The following is a 23,600-nucleotide window of genomic DNA, read 5'->3' on the forward strand; positions in this document are numbered from 1 at the left end:
TTAATGATGAAATGGTTTTCCTGAAAAAATATAAAATCCGAAACAAATCACATGGAATGTAATAATGATAGACACAACCATTGTGACCTTATTATCCGGCCACCACTTGTGCTTTTTATTCCATTTCTCAAATAAATTGTAACCGGACATAACAACTGCATGATATAGTCCGTAAATAATATATTGAAGGGCAAGACCATGCCAAGCACCCATCAATAGAAAGAGGACAAAGTACCCGATATTTGATACAGCCATACGGTTCTTAATCCACTTCTTTTTGGTCATAAAGAACACAAATCTCATAAACACGTAGTCTCTGAACCAGAAGGACAGGGACATATGCCAGCGATTCCAGAAGTCTTTAATATTTCGGCTGATAAACGGTTTATTAAAGTTCTCTGGCGACTTAATGCCCATAATATAACTCACACCTACAGCAAACATTGTATATCCAGCAAAGTCAAAGAACAAATACATGCTGTAAGCATACATATACGTTAACTGCTGAACAAAGTGACTGCTGCTAATATGATGGATATTCATCAGAATATATGTGTGAATTAGATACCCAATAATGAACTTATATAAGAAGCCAATAAAAATTTTATGAATACCGGCATATAGAAGATCACTGTATGCTTCCTTTTCAGGCGGCGTATCCATATCCTTTTCAAATCGGCGGTAACGGTCAATCGGACCTGATGAAATCGTCGGGAAAAAGACAATGAAATAGACCAAACGGTGAATCGGAATTTTCTTCTTAATCAAGCCGTCTCTTGTCTCGATAATTAACTGAACACCTTTAAATGTTAAGTACGAGATCCCCAAAAAGCTCAGCCAGTTCATTGGCGGCGGCTGGTGCGGCTGATGAGTTAAAAAGAACGGTAAAATCTTTGACAGCACAAGCGGCAAAATAGATGCCACTACTGCTGCATAGAAAACAGATGCCTGATTCGCCTTTAACCTGTATGCAAGGTACAGGCGGATGATGAAGACTTGCCACACCGTGAACAAGAAGAGCAGCAACGCGCCATGGGCATCCTTTGAGAAAATAAGTGCCAGCGCCACAACCGTTGCAAACATGTTGTAGCCCTGCATTCTTTTGCCGCGAAGACCAAGAATGATCGTCGGCAAAAGAAGAATACCAATTAGAATGAAAAAAAAGAATGAACTAAACGGAATCATAGAAGAACCTCTTTCGCGATTCTCTTACGGTCAACCTTCCCGTTTGGCGTCATGTACAGCTGCTCAAGATAGACAAACTTTCTTGGGATCATGTACGCTGGCAGTGAATCCGCCATTTCTTTCTTAATCGCGCTTGTCAGCTGATACTCTTTTTCAAATGAATGAGCTGCTGGAACAATCGCTGCAATCAAGTACTCAACATGACCGTTTGGCTGGAATGGCACAATCACACAAGCATTGACATAGGTTGTCTCGCTTACATGATATTCAATTTCTTCAAGCTCCATCCGGTATCCATGAAGCTTAATTTGATAGTCGAGACGGCCATGGCACGTAATTAAACCATCCTGCGCCACACCTGCGTCACCTGTACGGTAAGCAGGACGTCCTTCGTATTCAAAGAACACTTTATCTGTCAAGGCTTGTTCACCTAAGTAGCCTCTCGTGACACTTGGCCCCACGATGACAATTTCTCCTTTTTCACCATCAGGAAGTGTCTTGCCTTCTTCATCTAAAATGACGATTTCTGTATCAGGTTTGGCATAGCCGACTGGTAAAGAATCGTGCTGATCAAGAATCGCCTGCGTGACTTCAATCGATGTGATCGCAACAGTTGCTTCAGTTGGACCATACGTATTAAAGACCTGCGCCTTTGGAAAACGCTCCAGAAGTGCACTTGCTACAGCTACAGGAAGCGCCTCACCGCAGAACAAGAAAACTTTCAGCTCAGGTAAAAGCTCCCCTGTAAAGGAAGGGTCCATTAAGCACATTTGCACAAAAGAAGGTGTTGATGTCCACACTTCAACGTCAGATTGACCAAGTGCTGCAAACATATCCTTTGGCTTGTTGACGAGATCTTTTACTAAACAGTAAAGCGTGCCGCCTGATTGAAGCGCTGGATAGAGATCCATCACTGATAAGTCAAAAGAAAATGGTGCTTGATTTAAGAATGTGCGTCCCTCACCAATTGGGAAGTCACGGCACATCCAGTCTGTAAAGCTTTCTAAATTATTGGCTGTTACCTGAACGCCCTTCGGTTTTCCAGTACTGCCAGACGTATAAATAATGTAAAAAACATCATCTTGTTGAACCCACTGCGTGGATGGCGGTGCTTCTTTTTCAAGTGCTAAAAGTGATGCCGCACTCTTCACTTCAATGTGTTCTTCTACATCTAATACATTCTGCTCATTTGCACATATCAATAGACTGGCTTTTGAGCTTTCAATGATAGAGACGATGCGCTCGACAGGTATTGAGATATCGACCGGAATATATGGTCTGCCTGATTTCACACTGCCTAAGAAAGAAATCAGCATCTCTGGCTCCATATGACCGTATACAATGACAGGTTCACTGCCAGCTGCGACTGCATCGATCGCACCAGCCATTTGGTCTGATAAATGCCAAAGCTCATCATATGTGATCGACGCATGTTGAGAAACAAATGCTGGCTGTGTTGGTTTCGTTTGCTGGTATTCATGAATCGTTTGTAATAGTTTCATAATTTAATCTCCAATTAAAAATCGTTGTAAATGAATGATCCCGTATTTGCTGTGTGGAATCCGTAAATAAAGAACAATAATAGCAAAATAAGTAAGTAAAAGCTTGTATATCCTATCCATTTTACAGACTTATTTTCTGATAGCTTTTTGAATAGCATATTGATAACCTCTTTTCTTTTGACACTTATAGAGACGCATGACTCAATCAAAGAGTTTCATATCAAACCATAAAATTTTAAGAAATACTAAAAAAATGTCGAACCTTGGAACGTCTCTTTTGAGCAAAGCTGTCTTATTGTAACAAAGATTTAATACATTTGAAATGAAATCCGATCTTAAATTTGCCTTAAAATTGCTGAAAGCTGTCGAACTAACGCAAAAGCCACCTAGTTGGACTAGATGGCTTTGATTTCATTTACTTCTTATATTTATTGACTTCGAACATGAGAATGTTTTTAAACACCACATAATCCTTTTTACTTTCAAATGGACCTTTGTTATTGTCATGCTCGTCAATTTCATAAAAACCTGGTCCTTCTCCGGCATCACGTTTTTTGTACCAAGAGAGGAAGGCGTTGACTTCTTTCATTGAAAGGTCATACTCTTTCTGTAAGCCATTGACCATTGTGATGATGAGAAGGGCATCACCGTCTTCATTTGTTGCATCGTCTTTAGACGGTGTTGTTGGTTCTGGGTCTTTGTCGCCAGGTGGTTCGGTGTTGTTGGGAAATTGCAGGTCTTTTAAAGATAAAGAGATGACGGATTTGTAGTTTTGATCTGCAATCTCTGTATAATTCACATTATAATCTCGACCGCCAATAACGTATAAAGTATCGTCAATAATGACAGATGAAGCACCTATACGAGGATTGTGATAAGGTACATCTACACCTATAATTTCTTCTTTATTAGCATCATAAATATTTAATTTTCTAGTTGAAGAGGCAGGAAATACCATATTTCCTTTATAAGTAACGCCAGTTAAATAACCTGAAAGATTTCTTTTCTTAAATGACCAAACTCCTTTGTTTGTGTCATACTCAAAAACTTGGCGATTATCGTTCTGTCCAATTATATAAAACTTCTCTTTTAAAACTAAACCTGTCGCACCCTCTGTTTTTACATTTAGAGGAGCTTCTTCTTTCCATGTTTGACTGGTTAAATCATAACTAAAAAATTCTTTACCGCCTAGTACATAAATTTTATTTCCAATAACACCCGCTTGGACGTTATAAGAGCCTTTTGATTTGCTAACAAAGGGAATATCAGGTAGTGTTTCCCATTCATCTTTTTTTGTATCATACACTTCGAACTTATTATAAGTAAAACCCGTATGTTTTCCAGCAAGGACATAAATTTTTGAACCTACTACTACTGATGCTGCTCCTCCTCTTCCAGTTGGTATATCTTTCTTTTTAGTCCATTTATTCATCGATGGATCATATTCTAACGTTTCATTAAACGCATTAAACCCACCAATTACATAAATTTTCCCATCTACAGCATTAGCTACAGCTCCCACTCTTGCTGTTGGCAAATCAGCTAATTGATTCCATTCATCCTTAGCAGCATTTGCAACTTGAAACACCTGTGTGAATGAAAGAATTACTAGTAACATCATGACGATCCATTTTTTCAAAAATAACACTCCCTTTTCATTATCTTACTTCTTCATTATCGGAGTGTTTTTAAATTTTTATAGAATAAAATTGATCTTTTTAAGGAGAAATTAATAGTAAAAAAGCATTAGAAAGGGCCTTACTAAAGAGAGCCTCTTAAAATAGCAAGTTCAATCAGAAACTGCCTGAGACTATAATCAGAGAACAATTTTAAAAAACCTATGGCTTTATGGGTTTTTCATCAATCCATTATTAGAAAGTCTGTCACAAGACAAGCGGTTTTTCCGTTTTGATCTAGTCCCAAAAAGCTTGGGTACATCCCGTCACCGAATCCTCTTGTAAACATGGAAATGGCCACCTTGTCATGAAAACAAACTCCTCGTAAAGATAAAAATCATTATCCTCTTTATATCGTTTATCCTCATAAGCTTGAAGATATAGTGCTGCCTCTGCATCCATGAAACAGCCCATTCCCGTATTTACACCGTAGCCGAAGAACTCATTTTCTTTCAATTGATTGAGTCCCTGCCCTGCTCTTGTAGCAAGCTCCCATTATATTGCTTGCTCGTTTGTAAACTTGATCATTGCATAGGCTACTTCGTTCATATCCGTTTTCTAACCGCTTAACCACAAGTAGAATAGGATATTTTCCTAGAGTAACTTTCCTCGTAAACGACGATTGGTCCCCTTCTGAAACAAAAGAATCACAGGCAACGATATGTCCGCTCGTGATCTCGATAGAGCTTTCTCTCTTTTGGACATTTACTGTTTTACAATGCCTCTTTCATTAGGAAGGTTAATAAAAAAACGCCCTTCCAATGGAGGGCGGTGCTATTAACTATTTTCTTTTGAGTATTTCTTAATCAATGCTTCGCTAATCCTGCTTACGATATAGATCGCAACCGCTATAATCAGCATCAACGGAAACATGCTTAATCGATCGTCTGCAACATATACAATGATCCCCACAATGCTAGCCACTACGATTGCCGTTAAAAGATGCTTCACCTCCATCTCACCCCTTTGTATAAATCATATACATTTTATTACACAAAAGGTTTAATTGAAATGATTTCCATAAAATCAGTAAGTTTCATTTGTCGGCTCTTAAAGTAGATTGCTTCCCCTTATGTTGTTCGCACAATCTCCATATGCTAAAATCAACTAAAATATCTATTTAATGGATCAATCAGGAGGTCATTAAGTGTCACAGCAAAGCACGCCATCCAAAATGTTATTAATTACTTTACCCAGCGCTATGATTGCCCTTGTGATGATCTTAGGGAAAATTGATACACCTGTTACAAATGTTTTATTTTATCTTGTGGCTTTTAGTGTGATGGGTTTAGTTGTTTCAAGCTTAGTAAAAGACTACAGAAAAAAGAAAAATTAACTCCTCAACTTGGGAGCTGTCGTTTATGCAGCTCCCTTTCTTTATGTGGACGCTTAATTGCTACGAGTACTAACAGAAAGTAAAGGAGAACAGAATGAAAACCCTTGATGTCTTTGAGTTGAAAAATGGAATTGACCAAACGCTGAACAAGTTGAAGCAGCAAACACAGAATGTGAAGTCCCTAGAAAAACAAATCAATCAAATCATCTCCTTAGACGGCGCATTAAAGGGAGACGCTGGACAAGCGATAAAAGATTTTTATATCGAGTGTCACATTCCTTTCTTGCAATTCTTTCAGATCGTCATTGAAGAATACAGTGGTGCACTAAAAAAGACAAAACAGGCACTTCATGCTTTTGAATCAAACCCGAATGGTTTTATCTCTCAATCATTCATTGAACACGAGCTTGACCAAGGGTTAAAAAAAGCCGAACGGACTATTTCTGATATTGTATCCGATGTGAATCAAGCCCTCAGCAGGGTCAGCCATATTGCTCATTTGCCTCATGTAGATGAATCTGCTTTTCAACAAAGCTATCAAAAAGCCTGGCTTGAGACGTCCAAAACCATTGGACTACTTCATGCATTTGACAGAGAACAAACAAGTGCTCTAAATGAAACAAAAAGTTCGCTTCATACAATGAAACAATATTTGGACACCTTAAGCACGATGTTCACTAGCCCGAAAATTGAGATTACCAGTTATCAAAAGGGCTCTATTTTCAAAGGTGGAAAAGAAGAAAAAATCAGCAGCAACATCAGCGGATTGAATGAAAAAATAGACAACCCTAAAGAAAACCCAATGATGATCATGCTGAACAAGCTGAATGATAAAGAGCAATCGAATGTGGATACTCTTGTGAAGAAGAAACCGTCTAATAAAATCAATCAAAACGCCGTGTTCGTAAATGGAAAAGTATATAATACAAATGAAAAGATTGACTTTGCAAATGCCAAAACAGTTGAAGTTATTCGAGACGGAATGCTATATCGGTTACGAATATCGGAGCAAAACAAAGTGAATATTGAAAGCATCACAAAGATTTCCGACTTGAAAACGGGGGAACAAACCTCAAACATCTTAAATACAGCGGTTGAGTTTACAGGAATAAATGATGCCATTCGAGTCATCACAGGAAGAGACCCTGTAACAGGTGACAAAGTCGCTGACATGGACCGACTAGTATCAAGCTTGTACATGATACCCGGAGCTAAAATCGCTAAAGTTGGAAAATACGTATTTAAAATAATGAAAGGAGAGAAAGTAGCCAAGAAGATTGTCAAAACACCTTCCTTCGGCAAACACTCCGTACCAAAAGGTCCATATCGTGAAGTAAATGGTTTCCCTGCAAAAGTAAAACCAGGCGCTCAAGAAAAACATATTCCTGATGCACCTAACTATAAACAGGAGATAGCTAATGGTAAAACAAAGAGTATCTTCTTTGGAGATAATAAAAAAGCACAAAAATTGCTTGATAAACATGCAGGTACTGGTGATATGTTAAAAACAAAAAATAAAGAAAGAGTGGATTTTGGTCAAGTCATAGGAAAACATTACAATACAGAGACCAATAAGTATGAAGAGACTACAAGAGGCATTATACATTATAGTAAAAACGGCGCTCACATCGTGCCTTCACAACCATCATAAATATGAGAAAAGAGGATTGACATGGAACCTGATTCTTTATTTAAAACATTATCAAAATACAAAAATAGAGACCTTACATTGGAATATGAAAATGGATTAAGGCTAATCGGTAGAACTGATACATTTTTTGAAACTGATAACGGTCTAGAAGATGATAACATCAATTATAAAGAATATTACGCTACAGTCTTTCAAGTAAATAAAATTTTATCGCCTCCCCTTAATAATGAAAAAGACAGTTTATATACTTGGTTAATTGAGGGAAACACTTTGTTTGAGATCTCTCTTTATGAAGATACACCAAGTGCAGTTTATATGGCAGACGGTCAAAAAATATGGGAATTGGCCAGTGATGAATAACTAAGAAAAGCCCCTCCATGTCGGAAGGGCTTTACTTCAATATAAGTCTTTTGGTAAGCTTTCACTTGTCATCTGGCGCCTTTATTTCTGCTCTGCGTCTTGGACTTATGCTTGAAATATGTCTAACTAGTAGACTTTTTCCAATTCGACAAAATAATACATTCAACCCATTTCTTTAAAGGCATTATTTAAACAGCTGATATTTATCTTTATTAGGAAACATTTCAATTAGAGGAATGCCGATGTCCATATAAATGTGAAGTTATGTACCAAGATTGCTGCTACGTAATAAATTAAACTTATTACCGTCTCATTGTACAAGCTTATATAGATTGGAATGAGACGGAATTTCTACTACGATAGTTCAGCCACTTAAGTTCCAACAAACAAAAAAGCCTGAAATCCTTTATAGTAAAGGGTTTCAGGCTTTTTTGTTATTACGTTCAGATTGCTGACGCGTGTTTAAACACCTATAAATTCCAACCTACTCATAAAAGCTTACTGCAACCCTTCAAATAACTCCCTCACAAGTTTATTCATTATTAATACTTGGATTAGCAGTAAACAACATAGATATTAAAAGGGAATAAGTACGTTTGGAGGGAATTAAATGGCACAAGATTCTGATGAGCGTAAGTTGCAACAAATAAAACAAATGCAACAGATGTTTTTAGAGAAAATGAAAACTCAACCTTATCCCATGTACCCTAATTACGGAAAAATCACACGCTATGAAGAAATCCCAATTAATTTACCTGAACAACGTCAACTTCGTCATCCTGGTGTAGAAGGTTTAATGGTACCACTTCCAATTATTGAAAATACAAATTACAAAGGGAGTGGTAAGTTAGCGGGAAAAGTTGCTCTTATTACAGGAGGGGATAGTGGTATTGGTGCAGCCGTAGCTATTGCCTTCGCAAAGGAAAGTGCTGACGTTGCGATTGCATACTTAGATGAACACGAAGATGCTAATAGAACAAAAGCAAGAATCGAAGAACTTGGGCAACGTTGTTTATTGATGCCAGGAGACTTGCGAGATAAAAGGCAATGTATCACCATTGTAGAGAAAACAGTCAAAACCTTCGGACGTCTAGATGTTCTATGTAACCACGTTGGTATCCAATTTCAACAACCAAGCCTTCTTGACATTACAGACGAACAATTCGATGACACCTTTAAAGTCAACATATACTCACATTTTTACACAACCAGAGCAGCGCTTCCTTACTTAAAACCAGGCAGTTCTATTATCGGTACTTCTTCAGTCGTAACGTATGTAGGTGAGCAACAAATGATTGATTATACAGCCACAAAAGGTGCAATTGTTGGTTGGACACGTGCTTTGGCTAAAAATGTTGTAAAAAAAGGAATTCGTGTAAACGCCGTTGCTCCAGGTCGAATCTGGACGCCGCTTATTGCAGCAAGCTTCTCGTCAGACCAAGTGGCTGTATATGGAGCATTTAATCCAATGGAACGAGTTGCGCATCCATTTGAACTCGCACCAACATTTGTTTATCTAGCTTCTGATGATTCACGTTTTGTTACAGGTCAAGTGCTGCATGTTGACGGCGGGGAATCCACACATTCCTAATATAAGGAGGTCATTGGATTGAGATATGAATTTAATCCAGAAGTAGAGTTATTACTTATGAACCATTCAATGGAAAAAGTCACCATGGTTTATATGGAGCATTCATGGCTAATGCCTAAAATTGGACGTAGACCGCCTTATTATTGCTACCCAAATTACGAACTGAATGATCCAATCATTTAAATAAATCGCAGACAAAAATAGAAATTTTTTCTTCATTTCAGAAATTACGGGTAAATGGGCAAGTATGGGCAAATGAGTAAAAGGTGGTTACTCTTCATAAAATCACAGTTTTATTAAATCGTTGTGTAATGATGACTGACCGGCCCTTCGAGTAGCCCATTTATATCAATTTTAACATCTAATCGTCCTGTTCATTTGATCACAACAAAAAACCTCCTATACCGAAAGTGATATAAGCCAATAACAGGTGTAATTTCTTACATGACCGTTATACTGTCCGTTTCACTATATGATATAGAAGGTTGATTTGACGGGATTTAGCACCCGATTTTCGATACGTCCCGGGAGAGATTCGAACTCCCGACCGACGGCTTAGAAGATCGTTTCTATCCAGCTGAGCTACCTTATATATATCGCTATTTATTATTGTTTATTTATCATTCTTAGTATTTTGAACGTCACTAAAGTTTATATTAGTTTTCATTAATTAAAGCATTTCCATATCTAAACTCTTCAACCAAATGAAAGTTCTCCATACCTTCCCAAACATTTACTGGAATATGCTCTAAAACTATAAACTGAAATTCCTGACCATACTCTTTATTTACATGGCTAATAAATCCATCTAATATCCTCATGGCAGTAGTTATTTTTCCTTTATCACTAACTTCAACTTTACTCCAATTGTCCTCTTCTTCTCCATAATAAGGTCTGCTTGGTTGGTCCAATATCAAGATTTGTGGTATGTATGGAGACTTTTGTATTATGCTTACTTCATGTAAACCTAGAAATAAACATAAATGCATAAATAAATGATTAGAACTACTACCAACATGAGAAGCGTAAATTGAATCGGCAGGTCTTAATGATAATGATTTATCCTTAAAGTTAAATAATGCCTTATACCCTTCATAGTTCCCTAAAGCACTGCCGACTTCATCCAAATAATTTTGTACTATAGTTTCTAGCATACTTTTAAATGCTTCTCTGTTCATTATTTCATCTTTTATTAAACCTTTTAAGTTTGCTAATTCCTTTTCTTTTTTCTTTATATATTCAGTATAATCAACCTTTTCAGTTTTATCTTCATATAGCGACAGTTTATATTTCAATTCTCCAATAAATAATACCTTTTCCATTTCATTATTTGCAAGAATATTATTTGATTGAGGATATTGTTGAAGTTTTTCTTCAACTTGTAATAATTTTTGTTTAAGAGTACTTACTTCATCATTTATGTTCAGATTAAATGGTTTTCTATTTTTTATAACCTGTTTTAGTAACTTAAATTCTGATTCCAATTCATCTAATAATGATGAAATCTCTGGCAATAATAAAAGTTCTTCAAAGTTATTTTTTATATATTTGATTGGTTTTAGACTATCAAAATTATTTTTCTCTATTTGAAGAAAATTAGTATATTGGTTTTCTAATCTTCTATAATTTCGGATTTGGCGAATTAAATCGTCTCGCTGCTTGTTTAGCTCATCCATTTCCAAAAATGAATCAGATACATTTAACGATGCTTTTTCATTCACTAATTCTTTCAAAATTGTAATATATTGTTCAGGCGCAATATATTGGTCGTCAATTAAATTGTACTCCCTCGCTTTTTTTATATCATTATTAATATTAGTCTTAAATATATGTTCTTCTTTATCATATATAGACTGTTTTTTATTAGTCTTAGCAATTTCTTTTTCAATTGTATTTATTTTCTCTTTAATTAATATGTTTTCAATATCTTCTATTTTAAGAGCTATATCGAATATTCTTTCTAGAGCCTCTCTATATCTTGTTATATTCTGTTTATCAAAGTACACTTCATTATTTGAAATAACATTACCTGATTGAGTATTAAATAATAAGAAATACCGAAATGATATTTTATTTCCTGCCTTCAAACTATTACCACTATATGGTATGACTAGATTACTACTAATTGAAAACTCGGCTTGGATTATTTCTTTCAACTCATTTTCAGACATGTTACTAGATGGTTTTTCTGGAATCTTTCCCATAGAGGAAAAGTAATAATTCGAGGAACCTTTTCTGTTAATAATTTTTTCTCTTGCAATAGTAAAATGCTTCCCGTTTATACTAAATGATAGTCCATACCATTCTACATTCTCATTAATTTTTTCCTCTGAAATAGCGGCGCTACTTGAAAAAAAACAATAATCAATAATAGACATAATTTCAGACTTCCCTGTGCCACTTGCACCAGTAATTACATTAACCTTGTTTGGTTTAAAACTCAATGTTCTAATACGATTATCTTTTAACCACAACGTAATAGTCTCTATGTAAAATCTCATAATTCCACCCTTAATTGAAGATATAAATTAGAAGTATCATCCACAAGTATATCAGCTAATTTTTTACTAGCTTGTACTATATCTTTAGCTCGATTTCCAAGGCTCTTATTCTCCAGTTCAAAATTATTCTGTTTATTTAATGATAAGATACCATCTTTTAAATTAACTAATCCCATCCTCTTTAAAAGTATAATTGAGTTTAAAGTAACCGGAAGAAGAGATTGGAACCTTTCATTGTAATTTGAACAACTTGATGGATATTTAACAATTAACTCTTCCAAACTCCTTATTTTACTATTCTTCCTCTTTAAAATACCTAGAGTACTTTTATGTGCAAAAAATGGAAGTATCAAACAAGCTTTTCCTAAACTCATTTCTTTATGGTATTGAAGTATTGACAATAATGAGATGATACCTATCAATTCATTATGATAAATAGATTTATTCATTTTTATACCTCTTATCCCAATCATATCTCCAACCTATTTTTGGATTATCAGAAAGTAAATAATATTGCCCGTTGCTTAACTCTAAATCTAATGGAGTATCATCAAAACTCAACTTTTTACTTAAAATTTCCTCTAAGCAATTATTAGCTAAATCAATTATTTCATTCTCATCAACCTCTTTAATACTATTAAGTTTTCTTTTTAATTTTCTATATGTTTTATCAAATACAACTTCCCACTCATAGATTGATTCTCTATCAAATCCTTCTATTTCCGTACTCATTAACTCCCCATCTTGTTTCCATTGTTCTAAATTATTGTAAATAAGTAGTTTAGCAATAGTGCGTTTAATAATTTGCTCCTGATAATCATCATCTGTTTTCGAAATAACTTCTATATCCTCTAATTGCTTTATAAATAATTGTTCCTCTGGATTCCCTGAAATGATTGGCTTATGCCTTCTTATTATTTTTCTCTGTGTTCTTCCTAATAAAAAGCATCTTGTATACTTCTCATACAACTTATCAAAGCTATATTCAATTCGCTCTCTTTGTTTTATAGCTATATAATTTTCACTCCTTATATTACTGTCCAAACTACTAAAAACATCTTCAATTCTATTTTCTGGTACAAATTTCTCTTTAATTCTTAATTTAATACGTTCAATTAAATCATCTTCATTTAAACTAAGATTAGTATTTTTTAAAAACGCCTCTAACCATTTGTTATCTTGATTTTTCAATTCTTTTATATAGATAAGAAACTTACTTTCTCCCTTTTCATCACTTTCTTTACTCTTCTTAGATATTTCTGTCTTATATTTTTTCTCTATATATTCTTTGAATTCCTCTAAACTAATGAGACCACTCTTAAATTTTTCTAAGTTAACTATAAATTGGTTAGTTGTATTATACGATTTGTTTGAAACCAATATGAATTTAGTTTTTTCTATAAATTCTAGTTGTGCTCCTAAATTAGTTCTCCCCTCTACTTTATCATTAATAACTTTTATCCAATTATAAATCGTTTTCCAAAGGTCACTGTCACTTTCTCTTAGATTAATTATTTTCCCGTTTGCGTCAGTTTGGATTGAATGTTTTAATTGCAAAAGCGTTTGATTTCCATTTTGAAAATCTATATGAATATCATCTTTAATTTCTAATCCAATTGTTTCACCTGTTTCTAGCCCTAAAATCAAGTAAAGAAAATAGTAATACTGATATTCGAAACCAATGGACTTGTCCTCCGCAGCAGTAGTCTCTTGGTGGGTTTTCAAATTAGCCATTCCCATTCTCCCTTCATTTAAAAAATGCAATTAAACACACCTCCATCCAATTATATCATATAAATTACGATTATTACCATCTGTAATATATCAATATATGAGAAGCAACAAAATAAAATAGACATGATTATACATGTCTTTTAAATTACTTGCTAAAATATTATTCTGGAGTTTTCGAGGGGTTAGTATGAATAAAAGTCAGAGGGGACCTGTAAAAAGAGGGAGGACGTTCTAAGTAACTAAACTCGAATTTTACATAACTCAAACATTATGTAACAGAGAAATTTAAACTCTGCATTATTTAGCAAACCCCTTATCAGTGCGTGAGGATTAATATTCTTTAACCCATACAATCTAGAATATTTATTTAACCGCTTCTGAATATTGTTATGGTTAGGTGATGTTGCTATCCTATCACCATTTTCGTAATAAAAACCAAACTATTTTCCTTATTATATTCTTTTCGAATAATGGAATTCTGTTTCGTTATTATCCTAAAGAGTGAATTGTTTTTCATAATGCTGCCTCTAGATTTAATATAGTTGCACGGAAGTCAATATGCCGCTCCTAAAGCAGTTCTAAAAATCATTTGAACGGCTATAGCATCTCCCAACTGCACAAAATCATTTAAGTCTAGCATTGAAAGTAGCCATTAATTTCATGCTCTGTAGCTCCCTCTTTCACTTTTTGCTCCACTTTTATATTGATGACCTTCCAAAACTTTATATCAATCAATCCATTATCAAAGCACCTGGATAAAAAGACTTTTATTAAGCATTTTAAAGGAGTTAATATAGTCTGGTTGCTTACAATCATTCTGTCTAACCATTTATATATCGTATTAGCTGTAATATCCTCAACATACTGGACATGGGTTACACTTTGAAAATGTTCTACATGGAGGACATAATCACTTATTGTACGGTTTCATCTCATTTGCCATGTGATGATGTCTAGTGCCTGTGAGATTAAGATTGATTCAGTATGATTAGCAAAGTAAATTGATTTTATCCTTTATTTTAGGAGCGGCTGAGCCAGAATTAAGCAATTCTTCTAATTACGAATAACGCCTTAACATCAAACAAACCTTTTCTTTGGTCATACAAAAAACCTCCTATATCGTTAGCAAGTCGATATACGGTGTAATTTCTTACATGACCGCTATACTGACAGTTTCACTAAACGATATAAGAGGTTAATTTAACGGGTTTTAGCACCCGATTTAATTACGTCCCAGGAGAGATTCGAACTCCCGACCGACGGCTTAGAAGGCCGTTGCTCTATCCTGCTGAGCTACTGGGACATGTTGTTATGTATTGTGCTTTGGTGTATTACCTCAGCGACAAGATTTATTATATTACTATTGTTCTTTAAAGTCAACGGTTTTTCGAAAGTTTTTTCATAAGGGGCAAATGCTGCACCCTTATGAAATACCTTCCAATGTGACAGTGTTTTCGAGGTCTTGTATGACCTGACCTTCGTCCGTGAAAAACTGTACGTTTGCTTCGCTTCCATCTAGTGTCAGTATAGCATAGCTGCGCTCTTTTCGCACTCTTGGCAAGTGCACGCTGCCTGGGTTAATGAGGAGTTTTCCTCTTAGCATTTCACTGCCTGGAATGTGCGAGTGGCCAAAGCAGATAATGTCTGCGCCCAGCTCTTCTGCACGGTAGTAGACTTGAAGCAAGGATTGTTTGATGCCATGCAGATGTCCGTGAGTGAGAAATAGTTTTCCGCCTCCATCAAGTGGGAGCAGGAGCTCTTCTTCAAAATCGCCCATAAAGTCACAATTTCCTTTGACGACTTTGTATCCTTCAAGTGCTGGGTGGTTCGTTTCGAGTTCTGAATCTCCGCAGTGAATCATCATGTCAACTTCAGCCGCATGCCGTTTGGCAATGGTTTGAAGTTCGTCTGTGAGTCCATGACTGTCACTAATGATGAGTATCTTCATGGCTTCATTCCCCCTTATTCATTTGCGTCTAGCAGTGATGAAAGCTTTTGAAGCGCGACCGCTCGATGGCTGATCTTGTTTTTCTCCTCTGGTGATAATTCGGCCATCGTTTGGTCTTTGTCTTTGACGATGAAAATTGGGTCGTATCCGAAGCCATTTTCGCCGATTGGTTTTTCTGCGATGAAGCCTTCTACTGATCCTTCTACCGTCTTTGTTTCTTTTCCCGGTATGCTGACAGCAAGGGCACATCTGAATCTGGCTGTGCGGTCTTCTTTTTCAATGCCTTGAAGTTCGCTCAGCACTTTTTCCACATTCTCCGCATCGTCTTTATGCTCACCTGCGTATCTCGCTGAATACACGCCAGGTTTTCCGCCCAGATAATCAATCGACAGACCGGAATCGTCTGCAATGACCATTTCACCTGCTTTGGCTTGAATGGCCTCCGCTTTGATGATGGCATTTTCTTCGAAGGTTTGTCCTGTTTCTTCAATTTCTTCAGTAAAGCCAATGTCTGCTAGTGTTTTGACCGTGAATCCTTTTGGCTCAAGAATGGCTTTGAATTCTTTCGCTTTGCCCGCATTGTGCGTTGCAATGATGGCTGTTTTCATCCTGATCAAACCCTTCTCTTTATTCGATGACTTCTCCTGTTACTGCTTTTTGCTTTTCGATTAATTCTTTGATGCCCTTTTCGGCTAAATCAAGCAGTCCGTTTAGCTGTTCTCTTGAGAATGTCGCTTCTTCGCCTGTTCCTTGAAGTTCAACAAAGCGACCAGCGCCTGTCATGATGACATTCATATCTACTTCAGCAGAAGAATCTTCTTCATAGTTTAAATCTAACAGAAGACCTTGCTGAGAATCAATTCCGACGGATATCGCCGCTAAATAATCAGTAATCGGGTTTTCTTTGATGACTCCTTCAGCTCGCAGCTTTTGAATCGCAAGTGTCATGGCAACAAAAGCACCTGTGATGGATGCTGTGCGTGTGCCGCCGTCTGCTTGAATAACATCACAATCAATCCAAATGGTGCGTTCGCCAAGCTTTTCTAAGTCAACGACTGCGCGGAGTGCTCGTCCAATTAAACGCTGAATCTCCATGGTACGTCCTGTGACTTTTCCTTTAGATGATTCTCTTATCGTTCTTTGTGCAGTTGCTCTTGGAAGCATGCTATATTCTGCTGTAATCCAGCCTTTTCCTTCTCCTCTTAAAAAAGGAGGTACGCGGTCTTCGATCGATGCGTTACAAATCACCTTCGTATTTCCCGCTGAGATTAAGACAGAGCCTTCTGGATGCGTGATGTAGCCTGCCTCTATTTCAATTTTTCTCAATTCGTCATATTGTCTTTCATCTAATCTCATGTTTTACCTCCGTTACGATATACATTCCTCGCGAGTGCCAGCGGGGTTCTCCTACTAACTTTGACAACCTCAGCTCGTTCTAATCGCTTGGAATAAAAAAGAGGCAGCGAATATGCATGCCTCTTTTTCTCCATTATATCAATGTGTGACGTTAAAAACTACCTGTATTCACTTGTTCTGGTCGTGAAACCGGCTTTGTGAGCTCTGCTCCTTTTTCGTTCACAAGCTCAGCCTTGCCGTTCACCTTGACAGATACGCTTTTGACGTTCGGCAGCTCGGTTAATGTGAGCACAATGCTATCAAGAACTTTTTGTGAAATAACCTTTTTCTTTTCATCCGCACTGCCAAAAATAGATTCGTTGAAATCAAGTGTCACATGGCCATCTTTTACTTTTGGTACATCATTCAGCTTCACATCTTGATCAAAGTCTGTAAGCAGATGGCTTTTTTTGCTTGGTCCAGAGACGAGCTCATCAATTGCTGCTGTAATCGGATCATCCTCGTCTTTTGGCGCTCTTTTGGTCACCGGAACGTAGTACGTCTGTTCATCAGATTCAGCTAAATAGTAAACCGTCACTGGCTTTGTCGCTGTCATATCAGCAGCAGCCTCGTGCTGGATATTAATACCGTCTTCTCTGCTTAAATCATCTGAGATAGGTGTACCGTTCACTGGCATTTCTTTTAGTTCATGTCCATTCATCTTCAATTTGACTTTGGCTATGGAATCAAACTGAGTTAACGTCCAAGTGACAGATTGCAAAATGCGCTGCTCGTCTTCTTTTTTATAGTTTTTAAATTCATTTGAAAAATCGACAACCGCCGTTCCGTCTTTAATATCGACAGATACGCGCGTATCCGCTGGCAGCACTGCTCTGAAGCCATTCGGCATTAAGTTAGAAATAGGTCCCCCGTCCACGAGATATTCAAGGGTTTGTTTGGCACTTCCTTCATTTTTCGGCAGTGGAATGGATTGAGATACGACATACCCGTTTTTATCAATTAAATATAATTCTCTCATGACCGTATCTGCCTGCTTCTCTTCTTTTCCTTCTTTGGCTGTTTGTTTATCTTCTTTATTTTCTTTCACATATGTGACGTTTTGTGGTGGATCAATCTCTGTTTTCGCTTGGTCTGTTTGAAACAATCCGCATCCTGACAAAAGCATGGCTGACGCGATACACGTAACAGCTGCTGTAGATCCTTTTTTCAGCATACTTCACCCTCCTCTAGTAGTTTGTACTACTATGTATACGAGCTCCCCCAGAGGATTAGACCCTTTTCATAAAAAAATAACCCACTTCAAATAGAAGCGGGTTATTGCTGGTAGATGTGTTCAAGTGACACGGTTTCGACCTTCCCTGGCAGGTAGCCAAACCAGTCACGAGCGATGTTTTGAAAATTTTGCTGCTGCCCTGTTGTGTAAAATGTATGGACAGGCGTTTCTTTAGAGGTATTTAATAGCCCTTTATATGAAAGAATCGTACTTGCTTCTCTCGCTGTCTCATCTCCTGATGAAATAATGCTGACATCACTGCCCATAAAGCGCTGAATCGGCTCTTTTAAAATCGGATAGTGTGTGCAGCCAAGAATAAGAGTGTCAATTCCTGTTTCTTTCATCGGTTCAAGGGAATCTTTGACCACTGCCTCTGCTGTCTGATCTAAAAACGTACCGCTTTCCACAAATGGAACAAGGAGCGGACACGCCAGACTTTGAACCGTTAGACCTGCTTTTAGTGACAGCAGCGCTTCTTTGTATGCCTCGCTTTTGATCGTATTGATTGTGCCAATAACGCCAATATGCTGGTTGTTTGTCACCTTGATCGCTGTACGGGCGCCAGGCTGAATGACGCCAATGACCGGAATATCAAGCGTTGCTTTGATTTCATCCAGTGCGATCGCCGTTGCTGTGTTGCATGCAATGACGAGCATTTTAATATGGTGGTGTTTTAGTAAGTAGTGTGCCATTTCCCACGTATATTGAAGAACTTCTTCTTCTTTCCGCGGGCCATATGGACATCGTTTTGTATCGCCTACATAAATGATTTTTTCTTTTGGCAGTTGTCTCATGATTTCCTTTGCAACGGTTAAACCGCCGACGCCGGAATCAATGACGCCGATTGGTTGATCCAACAAAATCGCCTCATTTTCTTTTCATTTGCTGCTGTAGTTTCGTTAAGGATTGGTTGAAAACGATGGCTTCTTCTTCTGAGAAAGCCCCTAGAAGTTCACTGACGTATTCTTGGCGTTTAGCAATCACTTCTTGAATGATCCGCTCGCCTTCAGGCAATAAATGAATGCGAACCACGCGGCGGTCAGATGGATCTTTCACCCGTTCGACAAGTTCACTTTTTTCCATTCTATCAATTAAATCAGTGGTTGTGCTGCAAGCCAAGTACATCTTTTGTGACAGCTCGCCTATTGTCATATCTCCGAATTCATAAAGCCACTGAAGCCCGATGAATTGTGGAGGTGTAATCGTATATTGATTGAGGATTTCTCTGCCTTTTTGCTTAATAATTGCGGCAATGTGGCGTAATGATTTTTCAATCTCTGCAACATGGCCTGATTCATTCGTTTCCATTTTATTGATACCTCACTATAGCATCTCACTTTGATTAAAACGTATATGTCTATTTTCCTCGTTTTTTAAAGAAAATGCAAGAAGAGACTCATGGAAACCATATAGAAATAACCGGTTCCTCCCCAATATGGAAGGAAAACCGGCTGACTTTAGAGCTCTAGCTCACCCATACGCAGAAGCTCGACTACGGCCTGTGAACGGCCTTTGACTCCTAGCTTTTGCATGGCATTCGAAATATGATTTCGAACAGTCTTTTCGCTAATAAAAAGCTCGCTTGCAATTTCTTTTGTTGTTTTATCTTGGACGAGCAATTCGAATACTTCTCTTTCTCTTTTGGTTAATAGCGGCTTGGATTGAAACTCTTTCTCCTTCAAGTATTGTAACCCTCCTTGCTAAGGTGAGAGCTCTAGTCTCTATAGAATGGGATTCTGTATAGTCGAGATATCATATGCCGGGTGCCTGAGGTAGGTGACGTTAAAATCAAGAAATCCCGCATATCAGCGTCCAAATTCTGCGCTTTCCTCCACGCAAAAAAGGACGAGTCTCCTCCCCGAGACATCGTCCTTTTTTGCGTGGTATTTAAAAGATTGAAATGGCGCCTGTTAACAATGCAATAAGTGTTGTAAAAAGGGCAGTTAACACGGTCCATAGCAGTGCATATTTTTGCAAATCACCAATATCTTTGTTCAGCATACTGACAAGCAGCAGTGTTGAAGCTACAAGCGGACTCAGTAAGTGAACAGGCTGCCCTATGATAGAGGCACGTGCAATTTCCACCGGATCAATCCCATAAGCTGCGCCGGCTTCAGCCAAGATTGGCAGCACTCCGAAATAGTAAGCATCGTTTGAGAGCACAAATGTAAATGGCATACTCGTCAAAGCAACAATCAGCGGGAAAAATGAGCTGTAGGAATCCGGAATCATGTAAATTACCAAATTGGCAATAGACTCAACCATTTTTGTTCCAGAAAAAATCCCTGTGAAAATCCCTGCGGCAAATACAAGTGTGATAACCGTTAATGCGTTTCCTGCATGAGATAAAATTCGCTCGCGCTGATCTTCAACCTTTGGATAGTTGATCATCAGAGCGATGACAAATCCAATTAAGAAGAGTACAGGAATTGGTATGATATCCATGACGAGTGTGACCATGACAGCAACTGTAAGGAAGAAGTTAATCCAAATCAGATTCGGTCTCTTGATATCGGCTACTCCATCTTCAATTGACGCAGCCAATTCAGGAGAAATGGACGGCTCTTCTTTGTACTGAATCTCTGCAATCCCAATCCGTTTTCTTTCTTTTTTCCCAAGTACATAAGCAGTAAAAAGTATAAAAAGACCGCCTCCAACCATCGTTGGGAGTAATGGAATGAAAAATTCGCCTGCATCTAATCCAAGCGCCGCGATTGCACGAGTAGCTGGACCGCCCCATGGCGTCATTCCGCTCATAATTCCTAATGATAATAATGAAATTGTTCCTAAAATTAATGGGTTCATCCCAATTCTTAAGAAAAGTGGCAGCATAGCTGATACGGTAATCATGTACGTTGTTGTTCCATCACCATCTAATGCAACAAGCATAGACAAAATCGCTACCCCAAAAGCAATTTTGACAGGATCACCTTTTACAATACGTAGAATGAGTTTAATCAGAGGATCAAACAATCCAGCATCCAGCATGACACCGAAGAATAAAATCGCAAATAACAATAAAGCAGCTGATGGTGCAACAGTTTTCAGTCCATCAAGCATCATGTCCCCTAATCCTTTGTTAAAGCCACCGATCAATGCAAATATGATAGGTACAACGGTTAGAGCCACCACCGGATGCATACGTTTTGTCATAATGAGAAATGTAAATGTCAAGACCATCAAGATCCCTAAAATAGCTAGCACTTTATATCCCTCCATCCTCTTCTTTACATGATCTGCAAGCGCCCCCTTGCACTTGCGATCTATATGTTAGCGCTTTCTATTTCAAGGATATAATAGCTTTTTTTATAATGAAAATATCGATTTTTTCGTATATTCAATAAATTTCTTTTATAATCAACCTTGCTGATTTCTTAAAAACTCAATGAACGCTTTCACCACAGACAAATGAAGTGAGTCTGGCTGGTACATGAGCCATGTATCTCTTAAAACAGGCTGTCCATCTTTATACGAAAGTCCTTTTACAAATAACTCATCACTTGGTCTGAGGCAAATTTCTGGGACAATGGCATAGCCTAAACCATGCTTCACCATCTCTTTTGATGTATCCTGACGGTCTGTCTCCATCGTCACAAGCGGAGGCATTGTGAATGTTTCCTGCCACCATCTGTTAATCAGCCGTTTTAATGAACTGTCTGTATGATAGTCAATGAGCGGCAGATTCGGGAGATCTTTTAGCTGAATTTCTGATTTTGAAATAATGCAAAGACGCTCTTTATCGAGCAAAAAACGCTCTCCATTCCAGTCATAATCACCTCTTAAAATCCCTAAATGCACACTTGATGTTCCTAATAAATCCATTACCTTTGTGCTCCAGCCTGTGTTGACCATAAATTGAACATGTGGATACTGCTTAGAAAATTCTTTTAATATTTCTGGCAGTTTATACTGGGCAAAGTTACTTGAGACCCCTAACCGGATCGTTCCTTTGACCTTTTTTTGCATATTGAGCATGCCATCTTTCGTTTGCTGCAGCTGTTTGAGCATGTCATTTGCGTATTTAGCCAAGTATTCGCCCTCTGATGTAAATTCAATTCCTCGTTTTCTTTTAAAGAAAAGCTTCATATCAAACTCCTCTTCAAGCTGTTTCAATCGATAGCTTAAGGCAGGCTGAGAGACAAATAATTTTTCTGCCGCTTTTGTGATGTTCTTTTCTTCATAAAGTACCTTTAAAAACCGCCAATCTTTTTCATCCATTGTATGCCCTCCTTTTTTACTAATTATAAAATATTTTTATTGATTTCTCTTAAAATAATGTATTTAACTTATTTCTTATTATACTTTACCATTTTGGTTAGATAAACAGTTAATTAAAAATTGAGGGTGAGAGTCATGAGAAAAGTTCCAATCACAATCATGCGAGGCGGTACAAGCAAAGGAGTATTCATTCACGCTGACAATGCACCATATGAACACGATGAGCTCGAGGCATTTCTATTAGACATTATGGGCAGTCCTGACCGGCTGCAGGTCGATGGGATCGGCGGCGGTAATTCTTTAACAAGTAAAGTGGCCATTATCGATAAAGCCACACGCCCGGATGTGGATGTGAACTATACATTTGCACAGGTCAGTATTAATGAGAGATATGTCGACTTTAAAGGAAACTGCGGGAACATCTCATCAGCCGTTGGACCGTATGCGATCATTAAAGGACTTGTTCAAGCAGTTGAGCCCATTACGACTGTACGTATCCTCAATACCAATACAAATAAAGTCATTACGGCAGAGGTCGAAGTTGAAAATGGGGAAGTAAAATTTGAAGGACAGGCAGAAATTCCAGGCGTAAAAGGAACCGGTTCTCCCATTTATTTATCCTTTGAGAAACCTGAAGGCGCTGTCACAGGTAAAACCTATCCGACTGGAAACAAAATGGATACGATTCAAACAAAGTTTGGGGAGATTCCAATCTCGATCGTTGACATTGCAAATCCAATTGCCTTTATTCGCGCGAAAGATATTCAATTAAAAGGAACTGAATTACCTGAAGAGTTTACAGATGAATTACTGGATGATTTAGAAGAAATTCGTTCTCTCGCTGCTGAAATGTGTCACTTTGCACCAAAAGAAATGGCCACATTACAGTCTCCAGCTGTTCCAAAGCTTGCGCTCATCAGCGAGCCTGCTGATTATGTAGATACAAATGGAATCTTGAGACGAGCAGAAGATATGGACATCATCGTTCGTATGCTATCAATGCAAAGACCACACCAAGCACTTGCCATTACCGGCTCTGTCTGCGTGACAGCCAGCTGTTTCCTGGGTGAAACGCTTCCTTCTCAGCTGTTCCAAGGTCAAGATGACACCCTTCGTATTGGGCATCCTGCCGGGATTATGCAAACGGAAATTGACATCTCTCAAAACAGAGTCAAAGTCATTCGAACCGCAAGAGAAATTCTAGACGGAGTTGTTTTCACAAAACAAGATTATGTGATTCAGCCTCAGATTAAAAGAGAAGCTTAAAGC

General features: G+C 37.7%; 23 protein-coding genes and 1 tRNA gene. 5 read left to right on the top strand and 19 right to left on the bottom strand.

Translation table 11 applies throughout. The features are described from left to right. The 6 genes from dltB to MHB41_RS12725 form a co-directional block, all read right to left on the bottom strand. Positions 1–1,185 (bottom strand): D-alanyl-lipoteichoic acid biosynthesis protein DltB, encoded by a 1,185-nt coding sequence (gene dltB, locus MHB41_RS12700; protein ID WP_041107125.1) that lies wholly within the window; start codon positions 1,183–1,185, stop codon positions 1–3. Further along, on the bottom strand, positions 1,182–2,687 hold the full coding sequence (dltA, locus tag MHB41_RS12705) for a D-alanine--poly(phosphoribitol) ligase subunit DltA (protein ID WP_340900057.1): 1,506 nt from the start codon (positions 2,685–2,687) through the stop codon (positions 1,182–1,184). Before dltA ends, dltB begins: the two co-directional genes overlap by 4 nt. Positions 2,688–2,701: 14 nt before the next feature. Then, entirely contained in the window at positions 2,702–2,851 is a 150-nt protein-coding gene (locus MHB41_RS12710) for a teichoic acid D-Ala incorporation-associated protein DltX (RefSeq protein WP_024427820.1), read from the bottom strand. 251 nt (positions 2,852–3,102) lie between these two features. Continuing rightward, positions 3,103–4,326 (bottom strand): kelch repeat-containing protein, encoded by a 1,224-nt coding sequence (locus MHB41_RS12715; protein WP_340900056.1) that lies wholly within the window; start codon positions 4,324–4,326, stop codon positions 3,103–3,105. Positions 4,327–4,547: 221 nt separating this feature from the next. Continuing rightward, complete coding sequence (locus MHB41_RS12720) at positions 4,548–4,664, bottom strand: DUF4241 domain-containing protein (RefSeq protein WP_255290964.1); 117 nt, start codon at positions 4,662–4,664, stop codon at positions 4,548–4,550. Positions 4,665–5,140: 476 nt separating this feature from the next. Further along, positions 5,141–5,320 carry a hypothetical protein gene (locus MHB41_RS12725; protein WP_025092472.1) on the bottom strand — a complete coding sequence of 60 codons (180 nt, stop codon included), beginning with the start codon at positions 5,318–5,320 and terminating at the stop codon, positions 5,141–5,143. 190 nt (positions 5,321–5,510) lie between these two features. Here MHB41_RS12725 and MHB41_RS12730 point away from each other — a divergent pair, with 190 nt between their 5' ends. From MHB41_RS12730 to MHB41_RS12745, 4 genes are all read left to right on the top strand, one after another. After that, positions 5,511–5,699 carry a hypothetical protein gene (locus MHB41_RS12730; RefSeq protein ID WP_024423197.1) on the top strand — a complete coding sequence of 63 codons (189 nt, stop codon included), beginning with the start codon at positions 5,511–5,513 and terminating at the stop codon, positions 5,697–5,699. A 94-nt stretch (positions 5,700–5,793) separates the two neighbouring features. Further along, the gene (locus MHB41_RS12735) at positions 5,794–7,350 is read left to right on the top strand and encodes a T7SS effector LXG polymorphic toxin (RefSeq protein WP_340900055.1); all 1,557 of its coding nucleotides are present in this window, start codon (positions 5,794–5,796) and stop codon (positions 7,348–7,350) included. A 21-nt stretch (positions 7,351–7,371) separates the two neighbouring features. After that, complete coding sequence (locus MHB41_RS12740) at positions 7,372–7,710, top strand: hypothetical protein (protein ID WP_098677017.1); 339 nt, start codon at positions 7,372–7,374, stop codon at positions 7,708–7,710. 610 nt (positions 7,711–8,320) lie between these two features. Beyond that, positions 8,321–9,301, top strand: a complete 981-nt coding sequence (locus MHB41_RS12745; RefSeq protein WP_098677018.1) for an SDR family oxidoreductase — start codon at positions 8,321–8,323, stop codon at positions 9,299–9,301. Positions 9,302–9,957: 656 nt separating this feature from the next. Here MHB41_RS12745 and MHB41_RS12750 read toward each other — a convergent pair. The 13 genes from MHB41_RS12750 to MHB41_RS12810 form a co-directional block, all read right to left on the bottom strand. Then, entirely contained in the window at positions 9,958–11,775 is a 1,818-nt protein-coding gene (locus tag MHB41_RS12750) for a DUF3732 domain-containing protein (protein WP_236626568.1), read from the bottom strand. 23 nt (positions 11,776–11,798) lie between these two features. Continuing rightward, entirely contained in the window at positions 11,799–12,251 is a 453-nt protein-coding gene (locus MHB41_RS12755; RefSeq protein ID WP_098677019.1) for a three component ABC system middle component, read from the bottom strand. Continuing rightward, positions 12,244–13,536: an ABC-three component system protein gene (locus tag MHB41_RS12760; protein ID WP_025092467.1), complete on the bottom strand. Its 1,293-nt coding sequence runs from the start codon at positions 13,534–13,536 to the stop codon at positions 12,244–12,246. Before MHB41_RS12760 ends, MHB41_RS12755 begins: the two co-directional genes overlap by 8 nt. Before the next feature lie 1,229 nt (positions 13,537–14,765). Further along, positions 14,766–14,839: transfer RNA gene (locus MHB41_RS12765), tRNA-Arg, on the bottom strand. A gap of 120 nt (positions 14,840–14,959) precedes the next feature. After that, on the bottom strand, positions 14,960–15,484 hold the full coding sequence (locus tag MHB41_RS12770; protein WP_268421476.1) for a metallophosphoesterase: 525 nt from the start codon (positions 15,482–15,484) through the stop codon (positions 14,960–14,962). 14 nt (positions 15,485–15,498) lie between these two features. Continuing rightward, positions 15,499–16,101: an XTP/dITP diphosphatase gene (locus tag MHB41_RS12775; RefSeq protein ID WP_162860205.1), complete on the bottom strand. Its 603-nt coding sequence runs from the start codon at positions 16,099–16,101 to the stop codon at positions 15,499–15,501. 10 nt (positions 16,102–16,111) lie between these two features. Continuing rightward, complete coding sequence (rph, locus tag MHB41_RS12780) at positions 16,112–16,840, bottom strand: ribonuclease PH (protein WP_024427165.1); 729 nt, start codon at positions 16,838–16,840, stop codon at positions 16,112–16,114. Between the two features lie 151 nt (positions 16,841–16,991). Continuing rightward, positions 16,992–18,053: a GerMN domain-containing protein gene (locus tag MHB41_RS12785; RefSeq protein ID WP_206534399.1), complete on the bottom strand. Its 1,062-nt coding sequence runs from the start codon at positions 18,051–18,053 to the stop codon at positions 16,992–16,994. Between the two features lie 101 nt (positions 18,054–18,154). Further along, positions 18,155–18,970 (bottom strand): glutamate racemase, encoded by an 816-nt coding sequence (racE, locus tag MHB41_RS12790; protein WP_024423205.1) that lies wholly within the window; start codon positions 18,968–18,970, stop codon positions 18,155–18,157. A 10-nt stretch (positions 18,971–18,980) separates the two neighbouring features. After that, a complete protein-coding gene (locus MHB41_RS12795) occupies positions 18,981–19,421 on the bottom strand; it encodes a MarR family transcriptional regulator (protein ID WP_024423206.1) in 441 nt (146 codons plus the stop codon). 149 nt (positions 19,422–19,570) lie between these two features. Next, positions 19,571–19,795, bottom strand: a complete 225-nt coding sequence (gene gerE / locus MHB41_RS12800) for a spore germination transcription factor GerE (RefSeq protein WP_003184172.1) — start codon at positions 19,793–19,795, stop codon at positions 19,571–19,573. Between the two features lie 205 nt (positions 19,796–20,000). Beyond that, the gene (locus MHB41_RS12805; protein WP_024423207.1) at positions 20,001–21,317 is read right to left on the bottom strand and encodes a citrate:proton symporter; all 1,317 of its coding nucleotides are present in this window, start codon (positions 21,315–21,317) and stop codon (positions 20,001–20,003) included. Between the two features lie 153 nt (positions 21,318–21,470). Continuing rightward, complete coding sequence (locus MHB41_RS12810; RefSeq protein ID WP_024423208.1) at positions 21,471–22,331, bottom strand: LysR family transcriptional regulator; 861 nt, start codon at positions 22,329–22,331, stop codon at positions 21,471–21,473. A 135-nt stretch (positions 22,332–22,466) separates the two neighbouring features. Between MHB41_RS12810 and MHB41_RS12815 the strand changes: the two genes are divergently transcribed. Beyond that, positions 22,467–23,597, top strand: a complete 1,131-nt coding sequence (locus MHB41_RS12815) for a PrpF domain-containing protein (RefSeq protein ID WP_340900053.1) — start codon at positions 22,467–22,469, stop codon at positions 23,595–23,597. The last annotated feature ends 3 nt before the right edge of the window (positions 23,598–23,600 follow it).

Origin of the sequence: Bacillus sp. FSL H7-0578, from assembly GCF_038630855.1 — a bacterium.
Lineage (GTDB): Bacteria > Bacillota > Bacilli > Bacillales > Bacillaceae > Bacillus > Bacillus safensis.

Bases quoted from the DNA above. Each gene is read 5' to 3' on its own strand.
- MHB41_RS12740 (WP_098677017.1), top strand. From the start codon at position 7,372: ATGGAACCTGATTCTTTATTTAAAACATTATCAAAATACAAAAATAGA.
- MHB41_RS12810 (WP_024423208.1), bottom strand. From the start codon at position 22,331: ATGGATGAAAAAGATTGGCGGTTTTTAAAGGTACTTTATGAAGAAAAG.
- MHB41_RS12755 (WP_098677019.1), bottom strand. From the start codon at position 12,251: ATGAATAAATCTATTTATCATAATGAATTGATAGGTATCATCTCATTA.
- MHB41_RS12785 (WP_206534399.1), bottom strand. From the start codon at position 18,053: ATGCTGAAAAAAGGATCTACAGCAGCTGTTACGTGTATCGCGTCAGCC.
- MHB41_RS12745 (WP_098677018.1), top strand. From the start codon at position 8,321: ATGGCACAAGATTCTGATGAGCGTAAGTTGCAACAAATAAAACAAATG.
- dltA (WP_340900057.1), bottom strand. From the start codon at position 2,687: ATGAAACTATTACAAACGATTCATGAATACCAGCAAACGAAACCAACA.
- MHB41_RS12760 (WP_025092467.1), bottom strand. From the start codon at position 13,536: ATGGCTAATTTGAAAACCCACCAAGAGACTACTGCTGCGGAGGACAAG.
- MHB41_RS12725 (WP_025092472.1), bottom strand. From the start codon at position 5,320: ATGGAGGTGAAGCATCTTTTAACGGCAATCGTAGTGGCTAGCATTGTG.
- dltB (WP_041107125.1), bottom strand. From the start codon at position 1,185: ATGATTCCGTTTAGTTCATTCTTTTTTTTCATTCTAATTGGTATTCTT.
- rph (WP_024427165.1), bottom strand. From the start codon at position 16,840: ATGAGATTAGATGAAAGACAATATGACGAATTGAGAAAAATTGAAATA.
- MHB41_RS12795 (WP_024423206.1), bottom strand. From the start codon at position 19,421: ATGGAAACGAATGAATCAGGCCATGTTGCAGAGATTGAAAAATCATTA.
- MHB41_RS12815 (WP_340900053.1), top strand. From the start codon at position 22,467: ATGAGAAAAGTTCCAATCACAATCATGCGAGGCGGTACAAGCAAAGGA.
- MHB41_RS12770 (WP_268421476.1), bottom strand. From the start codon at position 15,484: ATGAAGATACTCATCATTAGTGACAGTCATGGACTCACAGACGAACTT.
- MHB41_RS12735 (WP_340900055.1), top strand. From the start codon at position 5,794: ATGAAAACCCTTGATGTCTTTGAGTTGAAAAATGGAATTGACCAAACG.